The sequence below is a fragment of the Vibrio sp. 2304 genome (assembly GCF_033339475.1).
Taxonomy (GTDB): Bacteria; Pseudomonadota; Gammaproteobacteria; order Enterobacterales; family Vibrionaceae; genus Vibrio; species Vibrio alginolyticus.
Genome location: NZ_JAWOUQ010000001.1, coordinates 124,409 through 146,678, shown reverse-complemented (window position 1 = coordinate 146,678; position 22,270 = coordinate 124,409). Strand labels below are relative to the sequence as shown.

Here is a 22,270-nt window from a genome sequence, read left to right as displayed (position 1 = left end):
ACATGCCTCGCCTAACCAAGGAGCTCGGGATTAACACCAAATCCCGTTTTATGTTCTTCTATGACCACTTCACTACGAGTTTGAATCACGCCCGGAAGCGTGCCTAACTTGCTCGACATAAACTCCTGATACGCTTTCATGCTCTTAACACGAACTTTTATCATGGTATCGAAATCTCCAGAGAGCGAGTAGCACTCTTCAATTTCAGGCATCAATTCCACCGCTTTCGCAAACTTTTCAAAAATAGAAAAACTGGTTTGGTCTAAACGAATATGGATGAATACTTGCACATCCAGCCCCAACTTTTCCGCATTCAACTCCGCATGATAACCATTGATATACCCTTCTTTTTCTAGCCGCTTTACACGATCAGAACATGGAGAAGTCGTTAAGTTAATCAGCTTTGCTAGTTCTACAACTGGAATTCTGCCTCTCGAATGAAGCACTCTCAAAATATGTAAATCAATCCGGTCCAATTGATAACTCATTAACCCACTTCCTTGTAACCACTTAGAAAGCATCACATTAATCGTTGCTCAAACAATTGCAAACCATCAAATGCACAGCATGTGAAATTCAGCAGAGAATAACCAGAAAACAACGAAGGAGGGAAAGAGCTATGATTATTGCCGCTCACTTAGTAACCGTGATATGAAGAGAAAAAGCAACCTAGCGGCTCCCGCGGAGTCGCAAATTTGAAAGCGCATGACACGCCTGTATAGATATGTCGTTCGGGCAACACTGCCCTATTTAGCCATTAATCATGGCTATCACTCAGAATTAGAGTGCGGCCGATGTATGCCGTGTAGGATGTGGAACAACCTCTCCAATTGCACGATGATTACAACAACGGCAGTAGTATTGAGGCTCCATCTCGTAATAATGTTCACCTGATACAAATTTCGCCATCAGCTGTGTAAAACTCACCATTTTGCCTGTTAACGAGTCAACAGACTGAGGCTCGCAACGCTTCATAATCACTTTATGTTGCGTTGATTTTCTACAAGCTGCGCAATATATATCCGGCATTTCTCTTCTCCCTACTTTTTCGTCCTACTGACAATTGACATATTTTGTTCAAAATAATTCCACAATTAAAAAGCTCCTTTAATTTTTTGTGCCCTATCTTCAAAAAATTGAACGAAAGTATCAAAAAACTGAGACATTGGTCAGACCTCAACTTTTGTACCATCAATATGAGCAAACGTGCTTATGTGTGTAATAATACGACACATTACACATAAGCAATTGTTCGGGCTTATTATTTAGTAAGGCGCATGACAACTACACGCCTGGCTAGATCGAGCTTTCGAGACGCCTTGTTATCTCGATTTACCCCGCAAACCAGTTGCTAGCAGCTATAGCCGTCTCATCAAGGAAGAAATGCATGACGATACAACCGATTCTCACTACCGAAAGACTCGTCCTCCGGCCATTCAATATCGATGACTGCCAACAAGTGGCTTTACTCGCTGGAGATAAGCGAATTGCCGACATGACAGCAAACATCCCTCATCCTTATGAGCGACCGATGGCGCAAGCATGGATAGATAGGCACGATCCGATGTATCAGCAGCATCAAGGCGTGGCGTACGCTATTACCTTGCGAAACACTGGGGAGTTACTTGGTGCAGTGAGTTTACCGCGTATCGAAGAGGGCTACGGTACATTAGGCTACTGGGTTGGCGTGCCACATTGGGGGAAAGGCTATGCATTCGAGGCCTCCAAAGCCTTACTCGAATTTGCTCGAATGCACTTTGAGTTAAACGGAATAACCGTGATGCATTTGGTGGACAATCAGCGTTCTAAATCGGTGATCCAAAAACTAAATATCCCTTACATCGGTGACAAAACATTGCGCATGCAAGGCAAAGAACGAAAGGTTTGTGTCTACCAACTCACGTTCGTCGCTTCTGAATAAAGTCGAGGAATATGTCGGATGATCATCCATGAAACTTCACAAAATCTGCCCAAGAACAACCCTTTCTTGCTAGGAACTGTATTGTTGTCGCTGTTCTATTTTTCCTACCTAGCAGACAAGATCGTCGAGTTTGGACTCGTAGCACTCACAATAATAGGATTGAAACTGCTCTCAACGTACTTCACGCGCCGCGCGTTCAATCCTAAAACGCTAGATATCGATGCAAGCACCAACACCTTGAAATACCGCCAGGGCTCAACGGTTTACTTCCGTCTACCTCTTGATGACATTGTCAAAGTCCAAATACAGAAAGAGTTCTTCTCTAGCAAAAGTTTGATGCTCTACACAGTCAACGACGCTTACCAAGTGCCGAATTCAGACAATTTCGATTCTCTACAGTTAAAGGATTTAATGAAACAACTTGAAGAGAGAATTGATGATCAATCTCGCTAAAACGAAAAGAGAAGACATTCTAGAATGTTGCCAATTTGGTCTCTAAATAGAAAGACAAAAAAGCCAGCAATAACGCTGGCTTTTCTCTGTATTAGTCTTGTGCGACTTTCACGCGAATTTTGCTTTTTTCTACGTTCGTCAAATTCAGTGCTTCAAGAGCAGAAATGGCTTCTGCTTCGTCCGGCATGATGACAAAACCGAAGCCTTTCGACAAACCCGTGTCTTGATCAAGCACTAGCGAACACAGTTCTACTTTGCCGTACGCTGAGAATAATTTGCGGATATCTTGCTCGGTCATGTGACGAGCCAAGTTTCTTACTAAAAGTTTCATAATGAACCTAGTTGGTTTGATAACGGTTCGATTCTCTCAGTTTCTCTCTGGCAAACCAAGTGAATAATATGACGGCGTTGACTAGATCATTCTAAGTACATCTGTTTAAATGATTTTCCGTTCATTTTTCACCCATAGGAGAGTCGGCATGGAAACGAAACGTCTCAAACTCATCCCTGCTTGTTTAGAACGAGCCGAAGAGGCGCATCAAGCTGTCGTTCGCAGCCAAAAAACTCTCGAAGTCTATCTGCCGTGGGTGCCTCATGTGCTGACATTAGAAGCGATGATAGAAGGGACAGAGAAAGCCATCGCAAACTTTGAAAACTTCGAAGAAGAGCTGCGTTACTACATGATTGAAAAGGAAAGCGATCGCTTACTGGGTGCGGTCGGCCTGATGATTCGAGATCCCGACGTACCATCCTTTGAGATAGGTTATTGGTTAGATAATGCTGCCGTTGGCAATGGTTATGTTGCCGAGGCTGTGCTCGAAGTTGAGCGCTATGCGTTTGATGACTTGGGCGCAAAGAGAATCGCAATTCATGCTGATAGCACCAACCAAAAGAGCAGGGCTGTAGCCGAGCGCTGTGGTTATGAGTTCGAAGGAGAGCTCAGAAACGAACGTCTGACTACATCGGGAGAGCTGAGTAACACCATTATTTACGCCAAAATTCGTCGCGACTAACACTCCAATCTAACCGAGCAATGCTAAGCTCTGATCTCAAGCTACCGCCATTAACGTTAATTAAGTTTCAGATAAAACAAAGCCCGCTAAAATAGCGGGCTTTGTGTTCATATACGGGAAGTTACTAGTCTAGTTCAACCAGTTTTTTCTCGAACGACTGGTGTTGGTCTAACACGTCTTGCGCAGCACCACCCGTTGCTTTACTTACCACAATGATGGCAAGCGTAGAGAAGATGATGCCCGGTACGATTTCGTACACATCAAACCAACCGCCTGTTAGCTGCTTCCAAACTACGATAGTGATACCACCAACAAGAATACCTGCTAACGCGCCATTACGGTTCATACCGCTCCAGTAAAGGCTAAGTACAACCGCAGGACCAAATGCCGCACCAAAACCAGCCCAAGCGTAAGATACAAGGCCAAGTACTGAGCTATCAGGCGTCATCGCTAGGAATAGCGCAACAAGCGAAATAACGATAACACCGATACGACCAATCATTACGATTTCTTCAGAAGACGCTTCTGGCTTGAATACTTGCTTGTAGAAATCTTCTGCAAGCGCTGAAGATGAAACAAGGAGCTGTGAGTCAGCGGTACTCATTACCGCCGCTAGGATTGCTGCTAACAACATACCCGCAACGACAGGGTGGAATACTGCGTTAACCAATAGCATGAAGATCTTCTCACCGTCTTCTAGTTGAGTACCCGGATGACCCGTAACCCAAACCAGACCAACAAGACCAACAAGCATTGCACCAACCATAGATAGTGCCGTCCAAATCACTGCGATACGACGTGCAGTCGTTAGATCTTTGTTTGAACGAGACGCTTTAAAACGCGCTAGGATGTGTGGCTGACCAAAGTAACCAAGGCCCCACGCCGCTAGAGAGATAATGGCAATTGCAGACAATGGTTCGCCTTTCGCGTCATTCCATAGCGTTGCAAGTTCTGGGTTGATGTCATGTAGATCAGAACTTAGCTGACCTAAACCACCGTCCATTACCGCTATAGGAACAATCATTAGCGCAGCCGCCATTAGCAGACCTTGCACTAAGTCAGTCCAAGATACCGCTAGGAAACCACCGAATAGTGTGTAAGAAACGACACACACCGTACCGATGATAACAGCGTAGGTATAATCTAGACCGAATACCGTCTCAAACAGTTTGCCCCCTGCGACCAAACCTGAGCTGGTGTAGAAAAGGAAAAATAGAAGAATGAAAAACGCAGAGATTGTCTGAATCAGTTTCGACTTATCGTTGAAGCGACGTGACAGGAACTCTGGCAACGTTAGCGCGTCAGTTTGGATACTGTAGGTACGGAGGCGTTTTGCACTGATGAGCCAGTTTGCCCATGTACCAAGAAGTAGACCGCCGGCTAACCAGAAGGCCTCGATACCCGCAGCGTACGCATAGCCAGGCAAGCCTAGCAGCAACCAACCACTCATGTCTGAAGCACCTGCAGATAATGCAGCAGGCCACGGACCTAGGCTACGGCCACCTAGGAAGTAGTCAGATGAATTGGAAGTCCTCTTATACGCGTAAACGCCAATAGCAACCATAATCAGTAAATACGCCACAAAAGTGGACGTGATAGCAAAGCTATTTTCTATCATTAGATAGTCCTCGTTATAATTATTTCCTTCCTTGCCTGCCCTGATATTTTACCGTCTCAGCAATACATCAGAGTATAAAAAACCAATCTGGACCGGCTCTCAGTCCAGTTACTCCAGATTGGCATTACAAGTCAGGTTAGTGAGTTTCGTTCCCCAACTCGAGTAGAGTTGCGTTACCACCCACCGCGGTAATATTTATCGTTCGAGTGCGCTCAGTAATGAAGCGCAACGAGAGATGAGGATCATGAGCCAATTTCGGTGACTCTAAATCCGTTTCAGAAACTAAGCCGACGATTGCACCGTCACGCTTAGCTAGTTGAAGATTGAGCGCATGCTCAACCTGTGAACGCCCAACATAACCCACACTACGTACATCGCTCTCAAGCAACGGGGCAGACGCATCGTACGCAACAACCTGGACTAAGTTAGATGGGAAGTTTGCCAACGCTACAGCTTGCTTAACCAATTGGTTTAGCTCTGCATTGTCACTGCAAACGACCACACTGTTGCCTGCAATTAAGGCACAGGTGATCATCGCAAAAGCACTGTATAACGCATTATCAGCAGGCTCGATGTTGTTTTCACAAATCACCAAAGCCACACCGCGTCCTGCGGCATACAGTTCGTTAGTTTCCCCTGTAGGGCCAACTAACTGGTGAGTTTCTGCAAGAAGAGCTGATGCTTGTTGCAAGTGGTAAGAAACCACTTTGGCAACGGTAGACTGCTGCCCTTCTAGTGCAGATTTAAATGCCAGAACATGCTCGCATTTGTAATCAAAATCAGTCAGATTCCACTGCTCCCACGCAGAGAATGCATCTTTAAAATAGGTGATCTGATGAACCATAATGCGACTCCTTATGCGTTTTCTGCTTGAGCAAGAAGATGTTGAGTAAAGCGGAATAGGTAGTGTGGACCACCAGCTTTCGGGCCAGTACCCGACAAGCCTTGACCACCAAACGGCTGTACACCAACCACAGCGCCAACTTGGTCTCGGTTGATGTAGCAGTTACCTACTCGTGCATGTTTCTCAATCCAACGGTACGTGGTTTCGTTACGGCTATGGATACCCATCGTCAAGCCAAAACCCGTTCTGTTGATCTGCGCAACCACGTTCGGTAATTCAGACGCTTTAAAGCGAACAATGTGCAAGATTGGACCAAATTGTTCTTCTTTCAGCACATCGATGCCCGAGATTTCAAACGCACTTGGTGAGACAAAGTCACCATGCTGGCACGATTCATCCAGCTGTAGCTGAGCGACTTTAGTCTGTGTTTTGCTCATTTGCTCAAGGTGAGCAAGGAGTTTTTGTTTTGCATTGCTGTCGATAACCGGACCAACATCCGTTTTGTGTAGGTAAGGTAAACCAACATGCAGCTCATTCATCGCACCTTGAATCAGGTTGATCATACGGTCTGCTACATCTTCTTGTACAAATAGAACACGAAGGGCAGAACAACGCTGACCTGCAGATGCAAACGCCGAACGAATCACATCACGCACCACCTGCTCTGGCAATGCAGTACTGTCCACGATCATTGCGTTTTGACCACCTGTTTCCGCAATAAACGGAACCGGTTTCGCGCTGCGCTCCGCAAGCGTGACGTTAATGCGTTGCGCCGTTGCCGTTGAACCAGTGAATGCCACACCAGCAATGGCATCATGAGAAGTCAGTGCATGACCGATCTCAGCGCCGCGACCAGTAAGTAACTGAATCACACCAGCAGGGAAACCCGCATCAAGCATTAATTCAATAGCGCGAGCGGCAATTAAGCTTGTTTGCTCAGCAGGTTTTGCAACCACAGTGTTACCTGCAATCAGTGCTGCCGTTACCTGACCAAGGAAGATAGCCAACGGGAAGTTCCAAGGGCTAATACACACAAACACACCAAGACCTTCACGGCTAGAAATGCGTTTCACACCATCAAAGCCTTCTAGCTCAAATGGCTGTAAGTTTTGCGCTTGTTTCGCGTAATAACGACAGAAATCCACCGCTTCACGAACTTCATCAATGCTATCGTGAATCGTTTTACCCGCTTCTTTGTGACAAATCGCCACCAGCTCAGCTAGGTTTTCTTCCATTAAGTCAGCAAGCTTTTCTAAACAAGCCGCTTTTTGCTCAACAGGAACGGCTTTCCAATCAGAGAAAGCAGTTTGCGCCGCATCAATTGCAGCGGAAACGTGATCAAGAGTTGCAAATGCCACTTTGCCGACTTCAATTCGGCGATCGTATGGTGCGGTGATGATCTCAGCCGCATTTTCCTTGATCATGCTTTCGGCAAAGCGCTCACCATTGATCATCGGGCCTGCAACCCACTGATTGTCCATGAAGCTTTCGACCTGAGCTTCAAATGGCTTCGCTTCACTGTCGATGTCGATGTTGACGCCATATGAGTTCTTACGCTCAGGGAAAATGTCGGCAGGTAATGGGATCTTGTCGTTGTGTAGCGTGTCAAAACCCGTCAACACATCCACAGGGTGATGAGTCAACTCGTAAATTGGACAACGCGCATCAACTAGACGGTGTACAAACGAGCTGTTCGCACCATTTTCAAGCAGACGACGAACCAAGTACGGAAGAAGATCAGCATGGCTACCGACAGGTGCATAAATACGTACTGGCTGACCGTACATTTTCATAACATGGTTATACAGTGAATCACCCATACCATGCAGGCGCTGGAACTCGTATTCTTTGTGCTCCGCCATGACAGCAATTGCCGTCACCGTGTGAGCATTGTGGCTTGCAAATTGTGGGTAGATATTACCGCGAACACCTTCGCTAAGTAGGAAACGAGCACAAGCTAGGTATGCAACGTCCGTCGCTTCTTTGCGAGTGTATACTGGGTAATTTGCATAACCCGCTTGTTGAGACCACTTGATTTCGCTGTCCCAGTACGCGCCTTTAACCAAACGCAGAGGAATAACGTCACCTTGTTCTTTTGCGAGTGCATTTAGCCACACCAAGACTGGTAGCGCACGTTTTGAGTAGGCTTGAATAACCAAACCAAACTTGCCCCAACCCTTCACAAGATCGCTACGGTATACTTTCTCAAATAGCTTCAGGGAAAGCTCAAGGCGATCCGCTTCTTCTGCATCGATTGTGATTGCAACGTCGACTTCAATAGCACGTTTTAGTAGTTGCATTAGTGAGTCATACAACTCTGTCATTACACGTTCTTCATTTGCGACTTCGTAGCGCGGGTGTAATGCAGAAAGCTTGATGGAAATCGAAGGCGCAGGGCTGGTGTCGTTACCGTAAGTCTCGCGACCCACCGCTTCGATCGCCATTAGGTAATCTTTGAAGTACTTGTTCGCGTCCGCTGTAGTTAACGCCGCCTCACCCAACATATCAAACGAGTAGGTGAAACCTTTGTCGCGCATTGGGCGACCGTTCTTTTGCGCTTCTTCGATCGTACGACCACGAACAAACTGGTGACCCATGATCTTCATTGCCTGATACATGGCTTTACGAATCACGGGCTCAGAGAATTTATTTACCAGACGGTTTACAGCCTGACCTGGGCTCTGGGTGCCTTGCTCACCAAGACCAACCACTTTACCTGTTAGCATGAGGCCCCATGTTGATGCGTTAACAAACACAGAGTCAGAGTTCTTCAGGTGAGATTTCCAGTCTGCGACACTCAACTTATCTTTAATCAAAGAATCTGCTGTCGCGGCATCTGGGATGCGCATTAATGCTTCTGCAAGACACATCAGCAAGATACCTTCTTGAGTATCTAAGCTGTATTCCAGCAATAAAGCATCAATCATCTGGATTGACTTCTTATCGGCACGAATGGCTTCGATAAGGTGGGTCGTTTGGGTAGTGATCGCCGATTTTTCATCCTCTGTCGGCGTCGCTAGTGGCAATAGTTGCTCTAGCCATTGAGACTCGTCCACCATATATAATGGCGAGATCAGTGACCACAACTTATCAAGCGGCTGCCCGATAAATTCCGGTGTCAACACGTTCGTAGCTGTAAACATGTGTGTTCCTCAATCTCACTCCTCGAAAACCGCTTCGAGGATTATCAATGGCTGGCAGTGTATTTTGAGGCCGATAAGAATACTTGTCAAAAACTACGACATTTTTGCCAAAAACTCGCTTTTATAACAAAACATCCACATAGTCACATTCAAATAGGTAATATTTTGTGTTGTAAATTTTAATTTTTTCATTGCATTCACAACAAAATATCAAGAATATCAATAAGATTTTTGTGAAGAGCTCGTTCTAAGAGAAAATGTAGGATCAAGTGGCATATCAACCACTGCAAAGAACAGAGAATTTAAAAAAACGAGAGATAGGTCACGTGAATAAAACATAAAAAAACCATGCATAGTGCATGGCTTTATTCTGATTGATGATTATTTGACCTAAAAAACGCGTTGTTATCCAACTTGTTTTTTATAACGGGAAGGTGATATTCCCTGTAAGCGAGTAAAAGTATGAGTAAAAGTACTCTGGCTTGAGAAGCCAGTAAACTCGGCAATTTGCCCTAAAGAAAGGTGCCCTTGCTCGATTAATTCACGAGCCATGTCGATACGCTTTCCAAGAACATATTGATGAGGTGTAATCCCCATCTGCTCTTTAAACAAGCAATGGAACTGACTTTCCCCAAGAAACACTCGCCCGGCCAATTGAGCCACACTAATCTTATGACTCAGGTGCTGCTCAATGTAACGATCAATCGCCTCCAAATCAAAGCGCGACTCTTTTCGACTGGTCTCAAATGCCGAGATATGGCGCTGCATTAATGCAATCACAGTGTCGTTACACGCACGACTTAACAGCAGGTCATCCGGATGGTTTCGCATTTCCTGAACCAACATCTGTATCAACTTCTGAATTTGACTATCTAACTGGAAGTAGACATGATCTCTCTCCAGGTTATTGATTTTTTGAAGCATTTCAGGATCATCATTTGTCGGTTTGGGCATATTCAGCACCAAAATATCCGATTGATTGATGACGCCACCGAAAGCATGATCAGAGCATGCGGTGACCACACAACCTTGACCAGGGCCGACAAGATTACCTCGCCCGCGCACTTCAAATTCGGCTTGCCCTTTTAAACCAATCACGATCTGCGTATAAGAATGATCGTGGCAATCCATATAAGACGGAAGTGTGATCAGCTCCGCCGGCTTTGGCAGAATAATCTCTTGATATGAAAGGATTTTTTGGTTATCTGAGTCACTCATTTCAAACAGTCGTCTTTACACGGTCAGCTTACGTCTTCGCATCATATACCTTCTTTGTTGGGTTGCAACTTTTACCCAACTCAATCGACAAGATCAAATCAGCATGATCAAGTTCATTTACATGATCATAGTTCCGGAACGATGATCATGCGAGGTTAATTTACGGTCAGTGAGCAACCAATTTTATTAACAAAAACGGATAGATAGGCAACACCTTACGTATACATAATCAATCAATGTAAAGATCCTTGTTACCGAACAATCTGTTATTTTGTAAAACACCGTGCTCCATATTAGATAAGTCGTCTCCGAAACGGATCGAAACCCACGCTTAAACTCAACATAGAGGGATTTCCCCCCTTACTAATATGCCTCTGATTCAATACATTAGTTATCGAGCTTTAAGATGCATACGATCTAAAGCTCTCGGTATCTCATTGATACCTCTAACTTACTTAGCAGACCCTCGCTAGGTAATTTAGAACCTCTTCTACACGTCGACAAGATTATATCTTGTGTTGCCAGCCCGTCTTCAGGCTGGCTTTTTTTCGCTTCTCAACAATGAAAACAATGGCATAAGCTGATATCATAGCTTTTGTCTCACTGTCCCTCTCATATGCTTAGGTGCTGCTCTTTCGCTCACAAGTGATATGAACGTCAACCACATTACAACTGAGTTGTAGGAAGCATGATCAAGGACGATACGAGTTGTAAGCCGAACATTAGGCGGACATCCGTGAGCGCACATATCTGTAATGAAACAGACCATTTTCCCAATTAAACTCTTCGTTCCATTTCGTCGTTGTCTATGACTACCTGACGAAAACATCGAACACCATGAATTTAATTGGATTGAGCGCCAATCAACGAACGTGTTCTAGCAACGTAACTGCCTACTTGGCAACATCAATACGAGCCATGTAACACGGACGTCTCTGTATTGGTAAAAGCAGTATGTAGTGAGTCCTTTTGTGAATATTTCAGTCGATACCATAGAACAATCCCTCCTTAAACAGCTACCAGGTTGTTGGGGATGCAAAGATAAAGATTCGGTATTCCTATACGTAAACCAGGAATACGCAGAACTGTTAGGGCACACGTCGCCCGAGGAGTGCTTGGGTAAAACTGATTTTGATATGGCCAGCCCAACCACTGAATGCGCGCAAGAATTTCAACGCCAAGATAAACACGTTCTCGAAACTGGCGAGTCACTAAAAATTCTGGATATCCACCCTTATCCAGATGGCCGCTGGCGAGCACATATATTTACTAAAACACCGTGGCGAGATGACAAAGGCGACATCGTAGGCACCATTTTCTACGGAAGAGAACTCACCGACACCGCCGTGATTGAAGTCGGGTATTGGGTTTGTCGTGCAATCAGTACCAACCCAAATCAACAATCCATCTTTCGTTTTTCTGACTTACAACCAAAACCAGAGAAGCTCACATGCCGCGAGCAAGAAACGCTTTTCCTCTTGCTCTATGGCAAAAAGCCACAATTCATCTCTCAGGTCATGGGCATATCAACAAAAACCGTTGAAGGTCACGTCGCACGCTTACGTAATAAGTTTGCAGCGAACAGCAAGAACGAGCTAATAGATAAAGCAATGGAAGCAGGCTACGGCTCTGTTGTACCCAAAACGCTGCTTAAGCATCAATTATCGGTTGTGTTGAATGGAGAGCGATAATTCGAATTGCTTCTACCTACAAAAACACCGCCCCAATTCGGCGGTGTTTGTTTATTCATGAGGAACCATAAGCCTATGGCGCTAAACGATCAATGTCCCAACTTCCATCATGCTGGGAGAAAAGAAAACGATCGTGAAGGCGATGCTCGCCACCTTGCCAAAATTCGATGCTCTTTGGTTTTACGCGAAAGCCACCCCAAAAGGTTGGTACTGGTATTTCACCCTTAGCAAACTTCTGTTTTAGCTCTAAAAACTTACCTTCCAACACACCTCTGGCAGAAATACGGCTACTTTGTTTGCTCGCGATTGCGGCCAACTGGCTCTCTTTAGGACGAGAAGTAAAGTATTTCATATTCTCTACGGCGGTAAGCTTTTCAGCCACACCAGTAATATGAACTTGGCGCTCTAACGGATGCCAAGGGAAGTGCAAACTAATATTGCTGTTATGCTCTAGCTGCTGGGCCTTGCGACTGCCTAGGTTGGTGTAAAACACAAAACCATCTTTGTCGACGTTTTTCAATAGAACAATGCGTTGAAACGGCATGCCATTTTCATCAACCGTTGCAACTGTCATCGCAGTCGGGTCCGTTAAACCCGCTTCAACTGCTTGCTCTAGCCACAGATTAAATTGATCAATAGGATCAGCTTTCAAATCTTTACGACGCAGCCCACCTTTGGTGTACTCACGACGAATATCAGCAAGTTCCATCTTTACTCCTTCACTCGTTTTTGTCGATTGTGCTCCCGATACTGAGGAAATACAAGGACATCATTGTGCTTGTTATCGTTGCCGCTCACAGCATCACAGTGCGTCATTTGATACCATGACACAAAAAACCAGTGAGCCGATCGTGAACTTACTCAACCCCAAAGCCCTACGTCATTTTTTACTGCTACTGTGTGCCGTTGGCATTTCAGGGCTTGCGCTTACTCATCATTACGCAACTCAATACCAACATGATCAATGGCAACAAAAGCTAGAGAGACAAGCCGCGCAAGTATCACAAGAAGTGGACTACGAACTGGCAAAGTTTGAACAGATACCAAACCTATTAAGTCACGACCCAAGACTACTCAAAGCAGTCGAGCGCGGAACGCCCTCTCAAGAGCTCAACCTACTGTTATCAGATTGGTTGAAGCAAAGTTTGGCCGATACGATTTACGTTCATGACCGTACCGGGTTAGTCATAGCCTCAAGTAACTTTCAGCAAGAAGATACGTTTGTTGGCTCTAGCTTTAGCTATCGCCCCTATTTTAAAAATGCGCGACGCGGTGAGCCCGCTCAATACGTTGGATTAGGCGTACGCTCGAATAAACGTGGGTACTTCTTCTCATCTCCGCTGTGGGTAAATGAGGAAGTCGTTGGCGTGATCACAGTAAAAGTGAATTTGGAGCAATTAGAACAGCGCCTTTCGCAAACCACGACTGACGTACTCATTACAGATAAACACAATGTCGTGTTTATGAGCAATTTACCAGACTGGCGCTATCGTGCACTTTTCCCACTGTCATCGAGTGCAATAAATGAACTTACCGAAACGCGTCAATATGGCGATACCTTACCCGAATATTTTGGTGAGTTAACGGCACACAGTGGTGTCACGGAGTTTGATGACAATCAATTGCTTCTATCACCGAATTACCTCGCATACGCAACACACTTATTGGATAAAGGGTTTCGCGTCGTTGCCTTAATTAACCACAACAGCGTTCTTGCCGCCGTTTTACAGGCCGATATCGTCTTCCTGATCTTATATGCGCTCATTGCGCTGATTGCGTTAGCGTGGTTCCAAACCCTAGTTAACAAAGCACGCCTTGCCCATCTCAATGTGAGCCTAGAAGAAAAAGTAGTGCAACGGACACTAGTTCTGAGTGAAGCCAACCAAAAGCTACAACAGACCATCCGCCAATATGAACAAAGCCAACAAGAGCTTAAACAAACACAACAAGAACTGACGCAAGCCGCGAAATTGGCACTGTTGGGCGAGCTATCAGCCAGTATTAATCATGAGATAAATCAGCCACTTTCCGCACTAAGAACCTATACCGAAAACTCGCAGCGTTTGTTGGCAATGGAAAAATACCCAATGGTCGCCGACAATTTGGGCAAAATGCTGACACTTAATGACACCATTTCGGAAGTCATTGCCCGCTTAAAAGTCTTTACTCGGAAAGCCACGTACGATTCACACAATGAAATCTCAGTACTGCACGACGCGGTACATACTGCCACCAGCATTTTGAGCAACAAGCTTATTAAGCAAGGAGTAACACTAAAAGTTCCGGCCATCGACTATGATGTGAAGCTGGCCATTCACAGCGTTGAATTAGAACAAGTGCTGATCAATCTCTTCCACAACGCGGCACAAGCGATGGAAAACCACTGTATCGATCCGCAAATATCCATTGCTGTTCAGTGTCATGATGACAGTTGCGACATTCTTGTTTCCGATAACGGGCCTGGCATGTCGGACGAAGCCCTAGCAAAAATCTTTGATCCATTTTTTACGACTAAGCCAGAGGGCTTAGGATTAGGTTTGACCATCTCCAAACGCATTTTAGAGAGCTATCACGGCTCCCTCTGTGCCTATAAACATCAGAACACAGAACAACAAGCAGGAGGCATGACCTTTATCGTGACGCTACCAATAGTCAATCAGAATAAACGTACTCCAGAAGTGGAAAACGACCATGAATAACCCAGTTTTCTTTGTTGATGACGAACCACACATTCGTGATGCCGTGTCTCAAGCCCTGCTGATTGAAGGGATAGACGTCACCTGCTTACCAAACGCAGTAGAAGCCTTACGCGTAATCGACTCAAATACGCCTGCGATTATCATTACCGATATCCATATGCCCGTGATGGATGGCTTGGAGTTTATGCGAACTTTGCGAAGCAAAAACGATCACTTTCAATTCATCGTACTTACTGGACATGGAGATGTGAAAACCGCGGTAGATGCGATGAAAAGCGGCGCGTACGACTTTCTAGAAAAACCGTTTTCAACGGAACAGCTCATGAAATCGCTCAACAATGCCAGCGATAAACTGAACTTGTTGCAAGAAAACATCTGGCTTAAGAAAGAGCTCGACATGCAAACTCATGTTGGTCCGAAAATGATTGGTCACAGTAAGGCCATGGTTAGTATTCGTCGCGCCTTGATCAGTGCGCCCACAAGCCAGCCGCTCATTTTTGTAGGTCAAGATGGTACGGGTCGGCGACTCGCTGCACAATTTGCCCACGACATACATGCAACACCGGATAGTGAGCTAATCGCCGCTTCTGGTGAAGACCTCTATGAGCTTTCATTAGAAGCGCTCGACAAAGCCATACACCGCTTAAGTGAAGGAAAACGCCACTGCAGTTTGTACTTACATAGCGCAGAGCATGTATCATTTGAGCAATGGGAATACTTATTCAAGCACCCAAAACTTGAACGTGTTTTTGGCGCGACCACCCAAGCCGAGCCGCCTCTAAAATCCCTGGCGACTCTAATTCACTTACCGACGCTCGATGAGAGAAAGGAAGATATAGGGCCTTTATACAAGCACTTTGTGCGCCACACCGCGAGCCGATATCAGTTACAGCCGCCACATATCAGCCTAGAAGAGGTCAAACACCTCACCAGTCTCGAATGGCCAGAAAACGTTAAGCAGCTACGCCAATTTGCTGAACTTCGTGCCCTCAAGCCAGATACTTTTAGAATGGAAGATTGGAACAGTGAGAAAAGTCTTGAAATTCAGAGTATGACTCAGCGCACAGAATACTTTGAATATTGCTTGTTATTCGATGCATTGCAAAGACATCGCGGCAGACTCAAAGAGGTTCAACTAGAATTACAGGTATCACGCAAAACCTTGTACGACAAACTAAAAAAACATCAGTTGGATAAAGCCAAGTTCAAGGCGTAATAGCTATACTCCGGCGCTAATTATGCTTTTGTTTGATTTAGAAAGTGTAAGAAAGCTCATTTGAAGAGAGAATAACCCTCTTCTCATATTTTATTAGCCGAGCATGCTGACACGATCGGTTAATAATAATAAGATCAAAAAGATAATCCGTAATTATATAAGCAGGGACTGTGATGAGCCGAGATAACTACAACAAACTCAACGATGAAGAGTTGGATTTTGTTGATGACAAAACTGCAGCATTGCTCCTCAATACCCCCAACAGCGCGCGTTTTATGCTTTGGGTTATGGTGCTATTTTTCATTGCAGCAATAGGTTGGGCATCTTGGGCTGAAATCGACAAAGTCACGGTTGGTCAAGGCAAAGTGATTCCCTCCTCACAGATACAAGTAGTCCAAAACTTAGAAGGTGGCTTAGTCAAAGAAATCTTGGTCAAAGAAGGTCAGTTGGTTGAAAAAGGCCAACAGTTACTGCTTATCGACGACACCCGCTTTCGCTCAGATTTTCGTGAACGTGAGCAACAAGTTGCCAACCTTACCGCATCTGTGCTGCAACTATCCGCTTCTATTAACAGTGTTGCCGTTAATCGTGATTTTGAAACGGAAAACTGGCGTCAAAGTGTACTACTTGATTACGGTAAACTGACCTTCCCACCAACCTTGGAAGAGACTCGACCTCAACTCACACAGCGTCAAAAAGCAGAATATCGCGAAGATCTAGATAATTTACGCAACCAACTTTCTGTTATTGACCAACAAGTGCAGCAAAAGCAGCAGGACTTGGTAGAGATCCAAGCACGAGTAAGGAACTTGCGTCAAAGCTACCAATACGCGAAAAAAGAACTCGATATCACCAAACCTTTGGCAGACGAGGGCGTTGTTCCTCGTATTGAACTGCTCAAATTACAGCGCCAAGTCAACGATACCCGTCGTGAAATGACGTCCAGTGAGCTCAAGATTCCCGTATTGCAATCAGCGATTCGAGAATCCATGCTCAACCGTATTGATGTTGCACTCAAATTCCGCTCTGAACAGCAAGAGAAACTCAACAGCGCCCAAGACCAGTTATCTGCTTTGGTTGAATCAGCGGTGGGCTTGGAAGATAGAGTAAACCGAACGGTTGTGAATTCGCCAGTAACAGGCAAAATCAAAACACTGAACATCAATACTGTCGGTGGTGTTATCCAACCTGGTATGGATATCGTCGAGATCGTACCAACAGAAGACACACTATTGGTAGAGGCGAAAATTGCGCCAAAAGACATCGCATTTTTACGCCCAGATCTTCACGCTATCGTGAAATTTACAGCTTACGACTTCACAAAGTACGGCGGTTTAGAGGGAGAGTTGGAACATATCAGCGCGGATACCACTCAAGATGAAGAAGGCAACAGCTTCTACATTGTTCGTGTACGCACCGAAAAAACAAACTTTGGTCAAGATGCAGATTTACCAATCATTCCAGGAATGACAGCATCGGTCGATATCATCACAGGGAAGCGAACCGTTTTGGAATATCTACTTAAACCGATTTTAAGTGCCAAAACGAACGCCTTGAAGGAGTAAACCACATTAAGATACTCGCGAGAGGGAGTATTGAGCGATAAGTGATTAAATAAAAAGCACTTATTTCTCACTGACGAACTCTCTAGAAGAGTATACTTGTGATACGAGTCGAATATGCGATCCAATTTGCAGCGTAAAGTTACATTATTAATCAGCTTAAGTTGTTTGTCGTTCCAACTTGGTGCGCTGAACAGTAAAGAACAACGATGGGTCAATACGGTCACAGCGGTGTACGGCGAACGTGCGGGATTGCGCGTAAATACATGGCGAAAGAACCTCGACTTATTTAAACAATTAGAGACTCATGAACAGCTCGCTGGCGTTAACGACTTTTTTAATCAGCTGTATTTCGTTGACGACATAAAACTGTGGGGAAAGACAGATTATTGGGCTACGCCACTCGAATTTTTAGGGAGTAACGCAGGAGACTGTGAAGATTTCACTATTGCTAAGTACTTCTCTTTACTCGAGCTAGGAATACCAGATTCAAAGATGCGGTTAATATACGTAAAAGCCATCGAACTGAATCAGTTTCACATGGTATTAGCTTACTACCCTACCCCAAGTTCTGAGCCGCTCATTCTCGATAATATCAATCCTGACATTGTCCGAGCCTCTAAGCGTAGCGACTTGCTACCGATATACAGTTTTAATGGTACAAACCTGTGGTTGATGAAGTCATCTGCTAGCACTGGAGAGCTGGCAGGGAAAGCATCACGGTTGAGCCTTTGGAATGACTTACGCTCGCGCGAACGTAAGTTGCAGTTAAATAAACCTAAAATTAACTATGACGAGTGAGAAACATGACCCTATATAAGAAGCTTGTGGTGGGGATGGTTACGGTCTTTATACTCTTGTTGGCATCAGTATTCGTAATCCAATTCAACACGACTCGAGACAGCTTGGAGCAACAGCAACGTTCAGAGGTCAACAACACTATTAACACCGTAGGTTTGGCATTGGCTCCTTACCTAAAGGACAAAGATAAAGTCGCGGTTGAGTCCGTGATTAATGCTCTATTTGACGGCAGCACCTACTCAGTTGTTCGTCTTACAGCATTAGATTCTGACTACCAGATCGTGCGTACTTACCCAGTTAAACCAAGTACGGTGCCACAATGGTTTATCGACATGAATCTATTTAAAGCGATTCACGATAAGCGTGTTGTGACCAGTGGTTGGATGCAGCTCGCCGAAGTAGAAATCATTAGCCACCCAGGCGCAGCTTACGAGCAGCTCTGGCAAGGTTTTATTGGCTTGCTGTCTGTATTCAGTGTCATTTTTCTGGCTGGTTTAGTGGCAATTTCATACATCCTACGTCGCTCGCTAAAACCATTAACGGCCATCGTGAATAAAATGCATGAAATCGCGAATAACCAATTTGGTGAACCGCTTGCTCGTCCAAGAACCAAAGATCTTATCGCGGTGGTAGATGGCATTAACATGATGTCTGCTCAAATCGAGCTATCATTCAAAGAGCAAGCCAAAGAGGCGCAACGTCTGCGTGCTCAGGCTTACCTCGATCCTATATCTAAATTGGGTAACCGCTCATTCTACATCAACCAAATCGACCAATGGCTTGCAGAGCAAACGCAAGGGGGTATCGCGCTACTCCATGCTGAATACATTGGGGACATTTACGAGACCAAAGATTACCAACGCGCAGATGCCCACGTTAAAGAACTGTCTCAACGTTTGAAAAACACCATTGATGTACCGGGTGCCACTATTGCTCGCTTGTCTAGTGATGAGTTCGGCTTGCTTTTCCCTCATATGGATGAGAGCGAGTTACGCATTTTATCGGACAGCATCGTCAATTGTGTGAACGGCCTAAATACTGACCCAACAGGCTTAGCAAAACCTAAAGCGTCACTAGGGGTTGCACACAGCAAAGATCAGAAAACGCGCTCTGAAATCCTCTCGATGGTGGACAACGCACTATCGAAAGCCAAAGCGCAACCAGACAAGCCATACGGCTTCATTGGCAGTGATACACCTTCTAGTTTGATGGGTAAACAGCAATGGAAAGCGTTGGTTGAAGAAGCCATTCATAGTGATTGGGTTAAATTCCGTTTCCAAGCTGCGAAAAACACATGGGGTAAAGTATTCCACAACGAAGTATTTTCAAGCATCGAAAAAGATGGTGAAACGTATCGTGCGAATCAATACCTATTCGCACTAGAACAGTTAGACGCCACCAACATCTTTGACCAGTATGTCATTGAATCAATGATTAAGATGCTAGAAAATGGTGAACTTAATGACCCAGTCGCGATTAACATCGCGCAAAGTAGCTTGTCTCAACCATCGTTTATTCGCTGGACAACTAGCATGCTGGAAAAACACGCCAAAGTGGCCTCTAAGCTACACTTTGAAATTCCAGAGGAATGCTTTATCGATCAGCCTCACCACACAGCACTGTTATGTAATGCCATTCGCCAATCAGGTGCTGAGTTCGGCGTAGATAACTACGGACGTAACTTCCAATCTTTGGAATACATCCAAGAGTTCCGCCCGAACTATGTGAAGCTCGATTACCTATTCACACACAACTTGCACGACGAAAAACAAAAATTCACGCTAACGTCGATCTCTCGTACTGCCCACAACCTTGGTATTACGACTATCGCATCGCGTATCGAAACTCAAATCCAGTTGGATTTCCTCACTGAACACTTTGTTGAGGTATTCCAAGGATTCATCGTCGACAAGGAATAAAAAGGTTTATCAACGATGAAAGACCCTTTACTGAATTCGCTCATCTACGTTAGCCGTTACTATGGGTTAGCTAACTCGCCAGAAGCGCTAGTCAACGGACTACCGCTATCTGACGGTAAACTGACCCCATTTTTGCTACCAAGAGCAGCGGAAAGGGCCGGATTGGTTGCCAAGGAAAACCGCGCAGAGCTGGAGAGCATCTCTAGCCTAATTCTGCCGGCAATCTTAGTTCTTAAAGGCGGTGACTCTTGCGTTCTCAACAGCATCAATATGGAGAAACGCGAGGCCGAAGTCACCACCCTAGAAAGTGGAATGGTGCCGATCTCTATTCCATTAGAAGACCTACTTGAGCAATACACTGGTCGGTACTTTTTAGTTAAAAAGCAATTCCGTTTCGATGAGCGCTCTCCCGAAGTGCTCAAAACCAACGAAGGCCACTGGTTCTGGTCCACCTTGTGGCAGTCAAAACGCATCTACCGTGATGTTTTAATCGCATCACTTCTCATCAACCTCTTTGCGGTTGCCGCTCCGCTATTCACTCGCTTGGTGTACGACAAAGTGGTTCCGAATCTTGCGTTTGAAACCCTATGGGTACTAGCAAGTGGCATCTTTGTCGTGTTCCTGTTCGACTTCATTCTCAAGTCGCTGAGAAATTACTTCATTGATGTGGCGGGCAAGAAGTCTGACATTCTGATTTCATCCAAACTGTTCAGCAAAGTGATGGGGATTAGAATGGAATCAAAGCCGCCTTCGGTCGGTGCCTTCGCTCGCCATTTACAAGAATTCGAATCTATTCGAGAGTTTTTTACTTCAGCGACCGTCAGTGCTCTCATTGATTTGCCTTTTGCCATTTTGTTCTTAGTGATTATATGGCTAATGGCTGGCGATCTTGTGTATGTACCGATGGTGGGCGTGGTCATTTTGATTATTCACTCGCTACTGATACAAGGGCCGCTGCGCCGCTCCATTGAGGAGGGTTCACGCCTAGCATCGCAAAAATATGCCAATTTGATAGAGAGCTTGGCTGGGTTAGAAACCGTAAAAATGCTCAGTGCGCAAAGCCAATTCCAATACCGCTGGGAAGAGGCAGTTGCGCACATGGCGAACTGGAATATAAAAAGCCGCCGAATTACGGATAGCATTCAAAACGCAGCAGGTTTTGTGCAGCAAAGTAGTAACGTAGGGATGATCATCCTAGGCGTTTACTTGATTGCAGAGGGCGACTTAACCATGGGTGGTTTGATTGCCGCAACCATGCTTAGCGGCCGCGCGATTGGTCCTTTGGTTCAGTTATCCTTACTCTCTACGCGCTACAACCAAGCGAAGTCTTCTATGACAATTATCAATCAAGTCATGGAAATGCCGGATGAACAAGAAGAAGGTAAACGTTACATTCACCGTCCAATAGTACAAGGCAAAATTGAACTTGAACGCGTGACCTTCCACTACCCAGATTCACCGGTGGCGTCGATTCGAGATTTGAGCTTGACCATTAACCCAGGCGAAAAAGTAGCGATCATAGGCCGTATCGGTTCGGGTAAAACCACGTTAGAACGTCTCATCATGGGCTTGTATCAGCCGACGGAAGGTCATGTTCGCATTGATGATACCGACATCGCACAGCTGCATCATGTCGACATTCGCCGTAATATTGGTTGTGTGCCGCAAGATTCGAATCTGTTCTTTGGTTCTATCCGCGACAACATTACGCTAGGTCGCCCATTAACCGATGACCGTGACGTACTAGACGCAGCGAATCGTGCCGGTGTTACTGCGTTTACGCAATCTGACCCAGCGGGCTTAGAACGCCAAGTTGGTGAAGGTGGTGCAATGCTTTCGGGTGGTCAACGTCAAGCAGTCACGATCGCTCGTGCATTTTTGGGTCGTCCTCCTGTTCTACTCATGGATGAACCAACCAGTGCGATGGATAACCGCTCAGAGATGCACATTAAGCATCAATTAGCACAGTTGAAACCTAGTGAAACGCTGATTCTGATTACGCATAAAACGTCTATGCTCGACATCGTTGATCGCGTAATTGTGATGGAAAAAGGCAGCATCATCGCAGATGGTCCTAAAGCGCAAGTGCTGAACGATTTGAAACAAGGCAAAGTGCGTGCGGTTAGCTAGCCTGAATTCACATTGATAAAAGACAAGGGCCCCGTTTAACTT

General features: G+C 45.3%; 18 protein-coding genes. 10 read left to right on the top strand and 8 right to left on the bottom strand.

Annotated elements, in window-relative coordinates; genetic code table 11:
* Nucleotides 1-11: 11 nt before the first annotated feature.
* Together R7P64_RS00710 and R7P64_RS00705 are read right to left on the bottom strand one after the other, a co-directional pair.
* Nucleotides 12-488 carry an Lrp/AsnC family transcriptional regulator gene (locus R7P64_RS00710; RefSeq protein WP_005374595.1) on the bottom strand — a complete coding sequence of 159 codons (477 nt, stop codon included), beginning with the start codon at nucleotides 486-488 and terminating at the stop codon, nucleotides 12-14.
* Nucleotides 489-780: 292 nt separating this feature from the next.
* Nucleotides 781-1,029 carry a hypothetical protein gene (locus tag R7P64_RS00705; RefSeq protein ID WP_005374593.1) on the bottom strand — a complete coding sequence of 83 codons (249 nt, stop codon included), beginning with the start codon at nucleotides 1,027-1,029 and terminating at the stop codon, nucleotides 781-783.
* Nucleotides 1,030-1,387: 358 nt separating this feature from the next.
* Here R7P64_RS00705 and R7P64_RS00700 point away from each other — a divergent pair, with 358 nt between their 5' ends.
* Nucleotides 1,388-1,921, top strand: a complete 534-nt coding sequence (locus tag R7P64_RS00700) for a GNAT family N-acetyltransferase (protein WP_085569453.1) — start codon at nucleotides 1,388-1,390, stop codon at nucleotides 1,919-1,921.
* 18 nt (nucleotides 1,922-1,939) lie between these two features.
* A complete protein-coding gene (locus R7P64_RS00695; protein ID WP_017820067.1) occupies nucleotides 1,940-2,374 on the top strand; it encodes a hypothetical protein in 435 nt (144 codons plus the stop codon).
* 91 nt (nucleotides 2,375-2,465) lie between these two features.
* On the opposite strand, the gene R7P64_RS00690 is transcribed toward R7P64_RS00695, so the two are convergent.
* Entirely contained in the window at nucleotides 2,466-2,705 is a 240-nt protein-coding gene (locus R7P64_RS00690) for an RNA recognition motif domain-containing protein (protein WP_005374587.1), read from the bottom strand.
* 148 nt (nucleotides 2,706-2,853) lie between these two features.
* On the opposite strand from R7P64_RS00690, the gene R7P64_RS00685 reads away from it, so the two are divergent.
* Nucleotides 2,854-3,387 (top strand): GNAT family N-acetyltransferase, encoded by a 534-nt coding sequence (locus R7P64_RS00685; RefSeq protein ID WP_262665447.1) that lies wholly within the window; start codon nucleotides 2,854-2,856, stop codon nucleotides 3,385-3,387.
* A gap of 124 nt (nucleotides 3,388-3,511) precedes the next feature.
* Here R7P64_RS00685 and putP read toward each other — a convergent pair whose 3' ends face one another.
* The 4 genes from putP to R7P64_RS00665 all read right to left on the bottom strand — a co-directional run bounded on the left by putP (nucleotide 3,512) and on the right by R7P64_RS00665 (nucleotide 10,210).
* Complete coding sequence (putP, locus tag R7P64_RS00680; RefSeq protein ID WP_005374582.1) at nucleotides 3,512-5,005, bottom strand: sodium/proline symporter PutP; 1,494 nt, start codon at nucleotides 5,003-5,005, stop codon at nucleotides 3,512-3,514.
* A gap of 136 nt (nucleotides 5,006-5,141) precedes the next feature.
* The gene (locus tag R7P64_RS00675) at nucleotides 5,142-5,849 is read right to left on the bottom strand and encodes a 1-pyrroline-5-carboxylate dehydrogenase (RefSeq protein WP_005383557.1); all 708 of its coding nucleotides are present in this window, start codon (nucleotides 5,847-5,849) and stop codon (nucleotides 5,142-5,144) included.
* A gap of 11 nt (nucleotides 5,850-5,860) precedes the next feature.
* On the bottom strand, nucleotides 5,861-8,992 hold the full coding sequence (putA, locus tag R7P64_RS00670) for a bifunctional proline dehydrogenase/L-glutamate gamma-semialdehyde dehydrogenase PutA (protein WP_017820065.1): 3,132 nt from the start codon (nucleotides 8,990-8,992) through the stop codon (nucleotides 5,861-5,863).
* Nucleotides 8,993-9,397: 405 nt separating this feature from the next.
* Nucleotides 9,398-10,210, bottom strand: a complete 813-nt coding sequence (locus R7P64_RS00665; protein ID WP_017820064.1) for an AraC family transcriptional regulator — start codon at nucleotides 10,208-10,210, stop codon at nucleotides 9,398-9,400.
* A gap of 971 nt (nucleotides 10,211-11,181) precedes the next feature.
* Here R7P64_RS00665 and R7P64_RS00660 point away from each other — a divergent pair.
* Nucleotides 11,182-11,901 carry a PAS domain-containing protein gene (locus tag R7P64_RS00660; RefSeq protein WP_017820063.1) on the top strand — a complete coding sequence of 240 codons (720 nt, stop codon included), beginning with the start codon at nucleotides 11,182-11,184 and terminating at the stop codon, nucleotides 11,899-11,901.
* Between the two features lie 73 nt (nucleotides 11,902-11,974).
* On the opposite strand, the gene pdxH is transcribed toward R7P64_RS00660, so the two are convergent.
* Nucleotides 11,975-12,610, bottom strand: coding sequence for a pyridoxamine 5'-phosphate oxidase (gene pdxH, locus R7P64_RS00655; RefSeq protein WP_005374570.1), 636 nt, complete (start codon nucleotides 12,608-12,610; stop codon nucleotides 11,975-11,977).
* Nucleotides 12,611-12,725: 115 nt separating this feature from the next.
* On the opposite strand from pdxH, the gene R7P64_RS00650 reads away from it, so the two are divergent.
* The 6 genes from R7P64_RS00650 to R7P64_RS00625 all read left to right on the top strand — a co-directional run bounded on the left by R7P64_RS00650 (nucleotide 12,726) and on the right by R7P64_RS00625 (nucleotide 22,228).
* Entirely contained in the window at nucleotides 12,726-14,600 is a 1,875-nt protein-coding gene (locus R7P64_RS00650; RefSeq protein ID WP_213873676.1) for an ATP-binding protein, read from the top strand.
* On the top strand, nucleotides 14,593-15,816 hold the full coding sequence (locus R7P64_RS00645; RefSeq protein WP_005383565.1) for a sigma-54-dependent transcriptional regulator: 1,224 nt from the start codon (nucleotides 14,593-14,595) through the stop codon (nucleotides 15,814-15,816). Before R7P64_RS00650 ends, R7P64_RS00645 begins: the two co-directional genes overlap by 8 nt.
* Before the next feature lie 173 nt (nucleotides 15,817-15,989).
* Entirely contained in the window at nucleotides 15,990-17,381 is a 1,392-nt protein-coding gene (locus tag R7P64_RS00640; RefSeq protein ID WP_005374562.1) for an HlyD family type I secretion periplasmic adaptor subunit, read from the top strand.
* Nucleotides 17,382-17,495: 114 nt separating this feature from the next.
* The gene (locus tag R7P64_RS00635) at nucleotides 17,496-18,179 is read left to right on the top strand and encodes a transglutaminase-like cysteine peptidase (protein ID WP_005374561.1); all 684 of its coding nucleotides are present in this window, start codon (nucleotides 17,496-17,498) and stop codon (nucleotides 18,177-18,179) included.
* Between the two features lie 5 nt (nucleotides 18,180-18,184).
* Nucleotides 18,185-20,098 carry an EAL domain-containing protein gene (locus R7P64_RS00630; protein WP_005374560.1) on the top strand — a complete coding sequence of 638 codons (1,914 nt, stop codon included), beginning with the start codon at nucleotides 18,185-18,187 and terminating at the stop codon, nucleotides 20,096-20,098.
* A gap of 15 nt (nucleotides 20,099-20,113) precedes the next feature.
* A complete protein-coding gene (locus R7P64_RS00625) occupies nucleotides 20,114-22,228 on the top strand; it encodes a type I secretion system permease/ATPase (RefSeq protein ID WP_005374556.1) in 2,115 nt (704 codons plus the stop codon).
* Nucleotides 22,229-22,270: the final 42 nt, after the last annotated feature.

Coding starts and splice junctions, on each gene's coding strand:
- R7P64_RS00710 (WP_005374595.1), bottom strand. CDS start 488: ATGAGTTATCAATTGGACCGGATTGATTTACATATTTTGAGAGTGCTT.
- R7P64_RS00705 (WP_005374593.1), bottom strand. CDS start 1,029: ATGCCGGATATATATTGCGCAGCTTGTAGAAAATCAACGCAACATAAA.
- R7P64_RS00700 (WP_085569453.1), top strand. CDS start 1,388: ATGACGATACAACCGATTCTCACTACCGAAAGACTCGTCCTCCGGCCA.
- R7P64_RS00695 (WP_017820067.1), top strand. CDS start 1,940: ATGATCATCCATGAAACTTCACAAAATCTGCCCAAGAACAACCCTTTC.
- R7P64_RS00690 (WP_005374587.1), bottom strand. CDS start 2,705: ATGAAACTTTTAGTAAGAAACTTGGCTCGTCACATGACCGAGCAAGAT.
- R7P64_RS00685 (WP_262665447.1), top strand. CDS start 2,854: ATGGAAACGAAACGTCTCAAACTCATCCCTGCTTGTTTAGAACGAGCC.
- putP (WP_005374582.1), bottom strand. CDS start 5,005: ATGATAGAAAATAGCTTTGCTATCACGTCCACTTTTGTGGCGTATTTA.
- R7P64_RS00675 (WP_005383557.1), bottom strand. CDS start 5,849: ATGGTTCATCAGATCACCTATTTTAAAGATGCATTCTCTGCGTGGGAG.
- putA (WP_017820065.1), bottom strand. CDS start 8,992: ATGTTTACAGCTACGAACGTGTTGACACCGGAATTTATCGGGCAGCCG.
- R7P64_RS00665 (WP_017820064.1), bottom strand. CDS start 10,210: ATGAGTGACTCAGATAACCAAAAAATCCTTTCATATCAAGAGATTATT.
- pdxH (WP_005374570.1), bottom strand. CDS start 12,610: ATGGAACTTGCTGATATTCGTCGTGAGTACACCAAAGGTGGGCTGCGT.
- R7P64_RS00650 (WP_213873676.1), top strand. CDS start 12,726: ATGACACAAAAAACCAGTGAGCCGATCGTGAACTTACTCAACCCCAAA.
- R7P64_RS00645 (WP_005383565.1), top strand. CDS start 14,593: ATGAATAACCCAGTTTTCTTTGTTGATGACGAACCACACATTCGTGAT.
- R7P64_RS00640 (WP_005374562.1), top strand. CDS start 15,990: ATGAGCCGAGATAACTACAACAAACTCAACGATGAAGAGTTGGATTTT.
- R7P64_RS00635 (WP_005374561.1), top strand. CDS start 17,496: ATGCGATCCAATTTGCAGCGTAAAGTTACATTATTAATCAGCTTAAGT.
- R7P64_RS00630 (WP_005374560.1), top strand. CDS start 18,185: ATGACCCTATATAAGAAGCTTGTGGTGGGGATGGTTACGGTCTTTATA.
- R7P64_RS00625 (WP_005374556.1), top strand. CDS start 20,114: ATGAAAGACCCTTTACTGAATTCGCTCATCTACGTTAGCCGTTACTAT.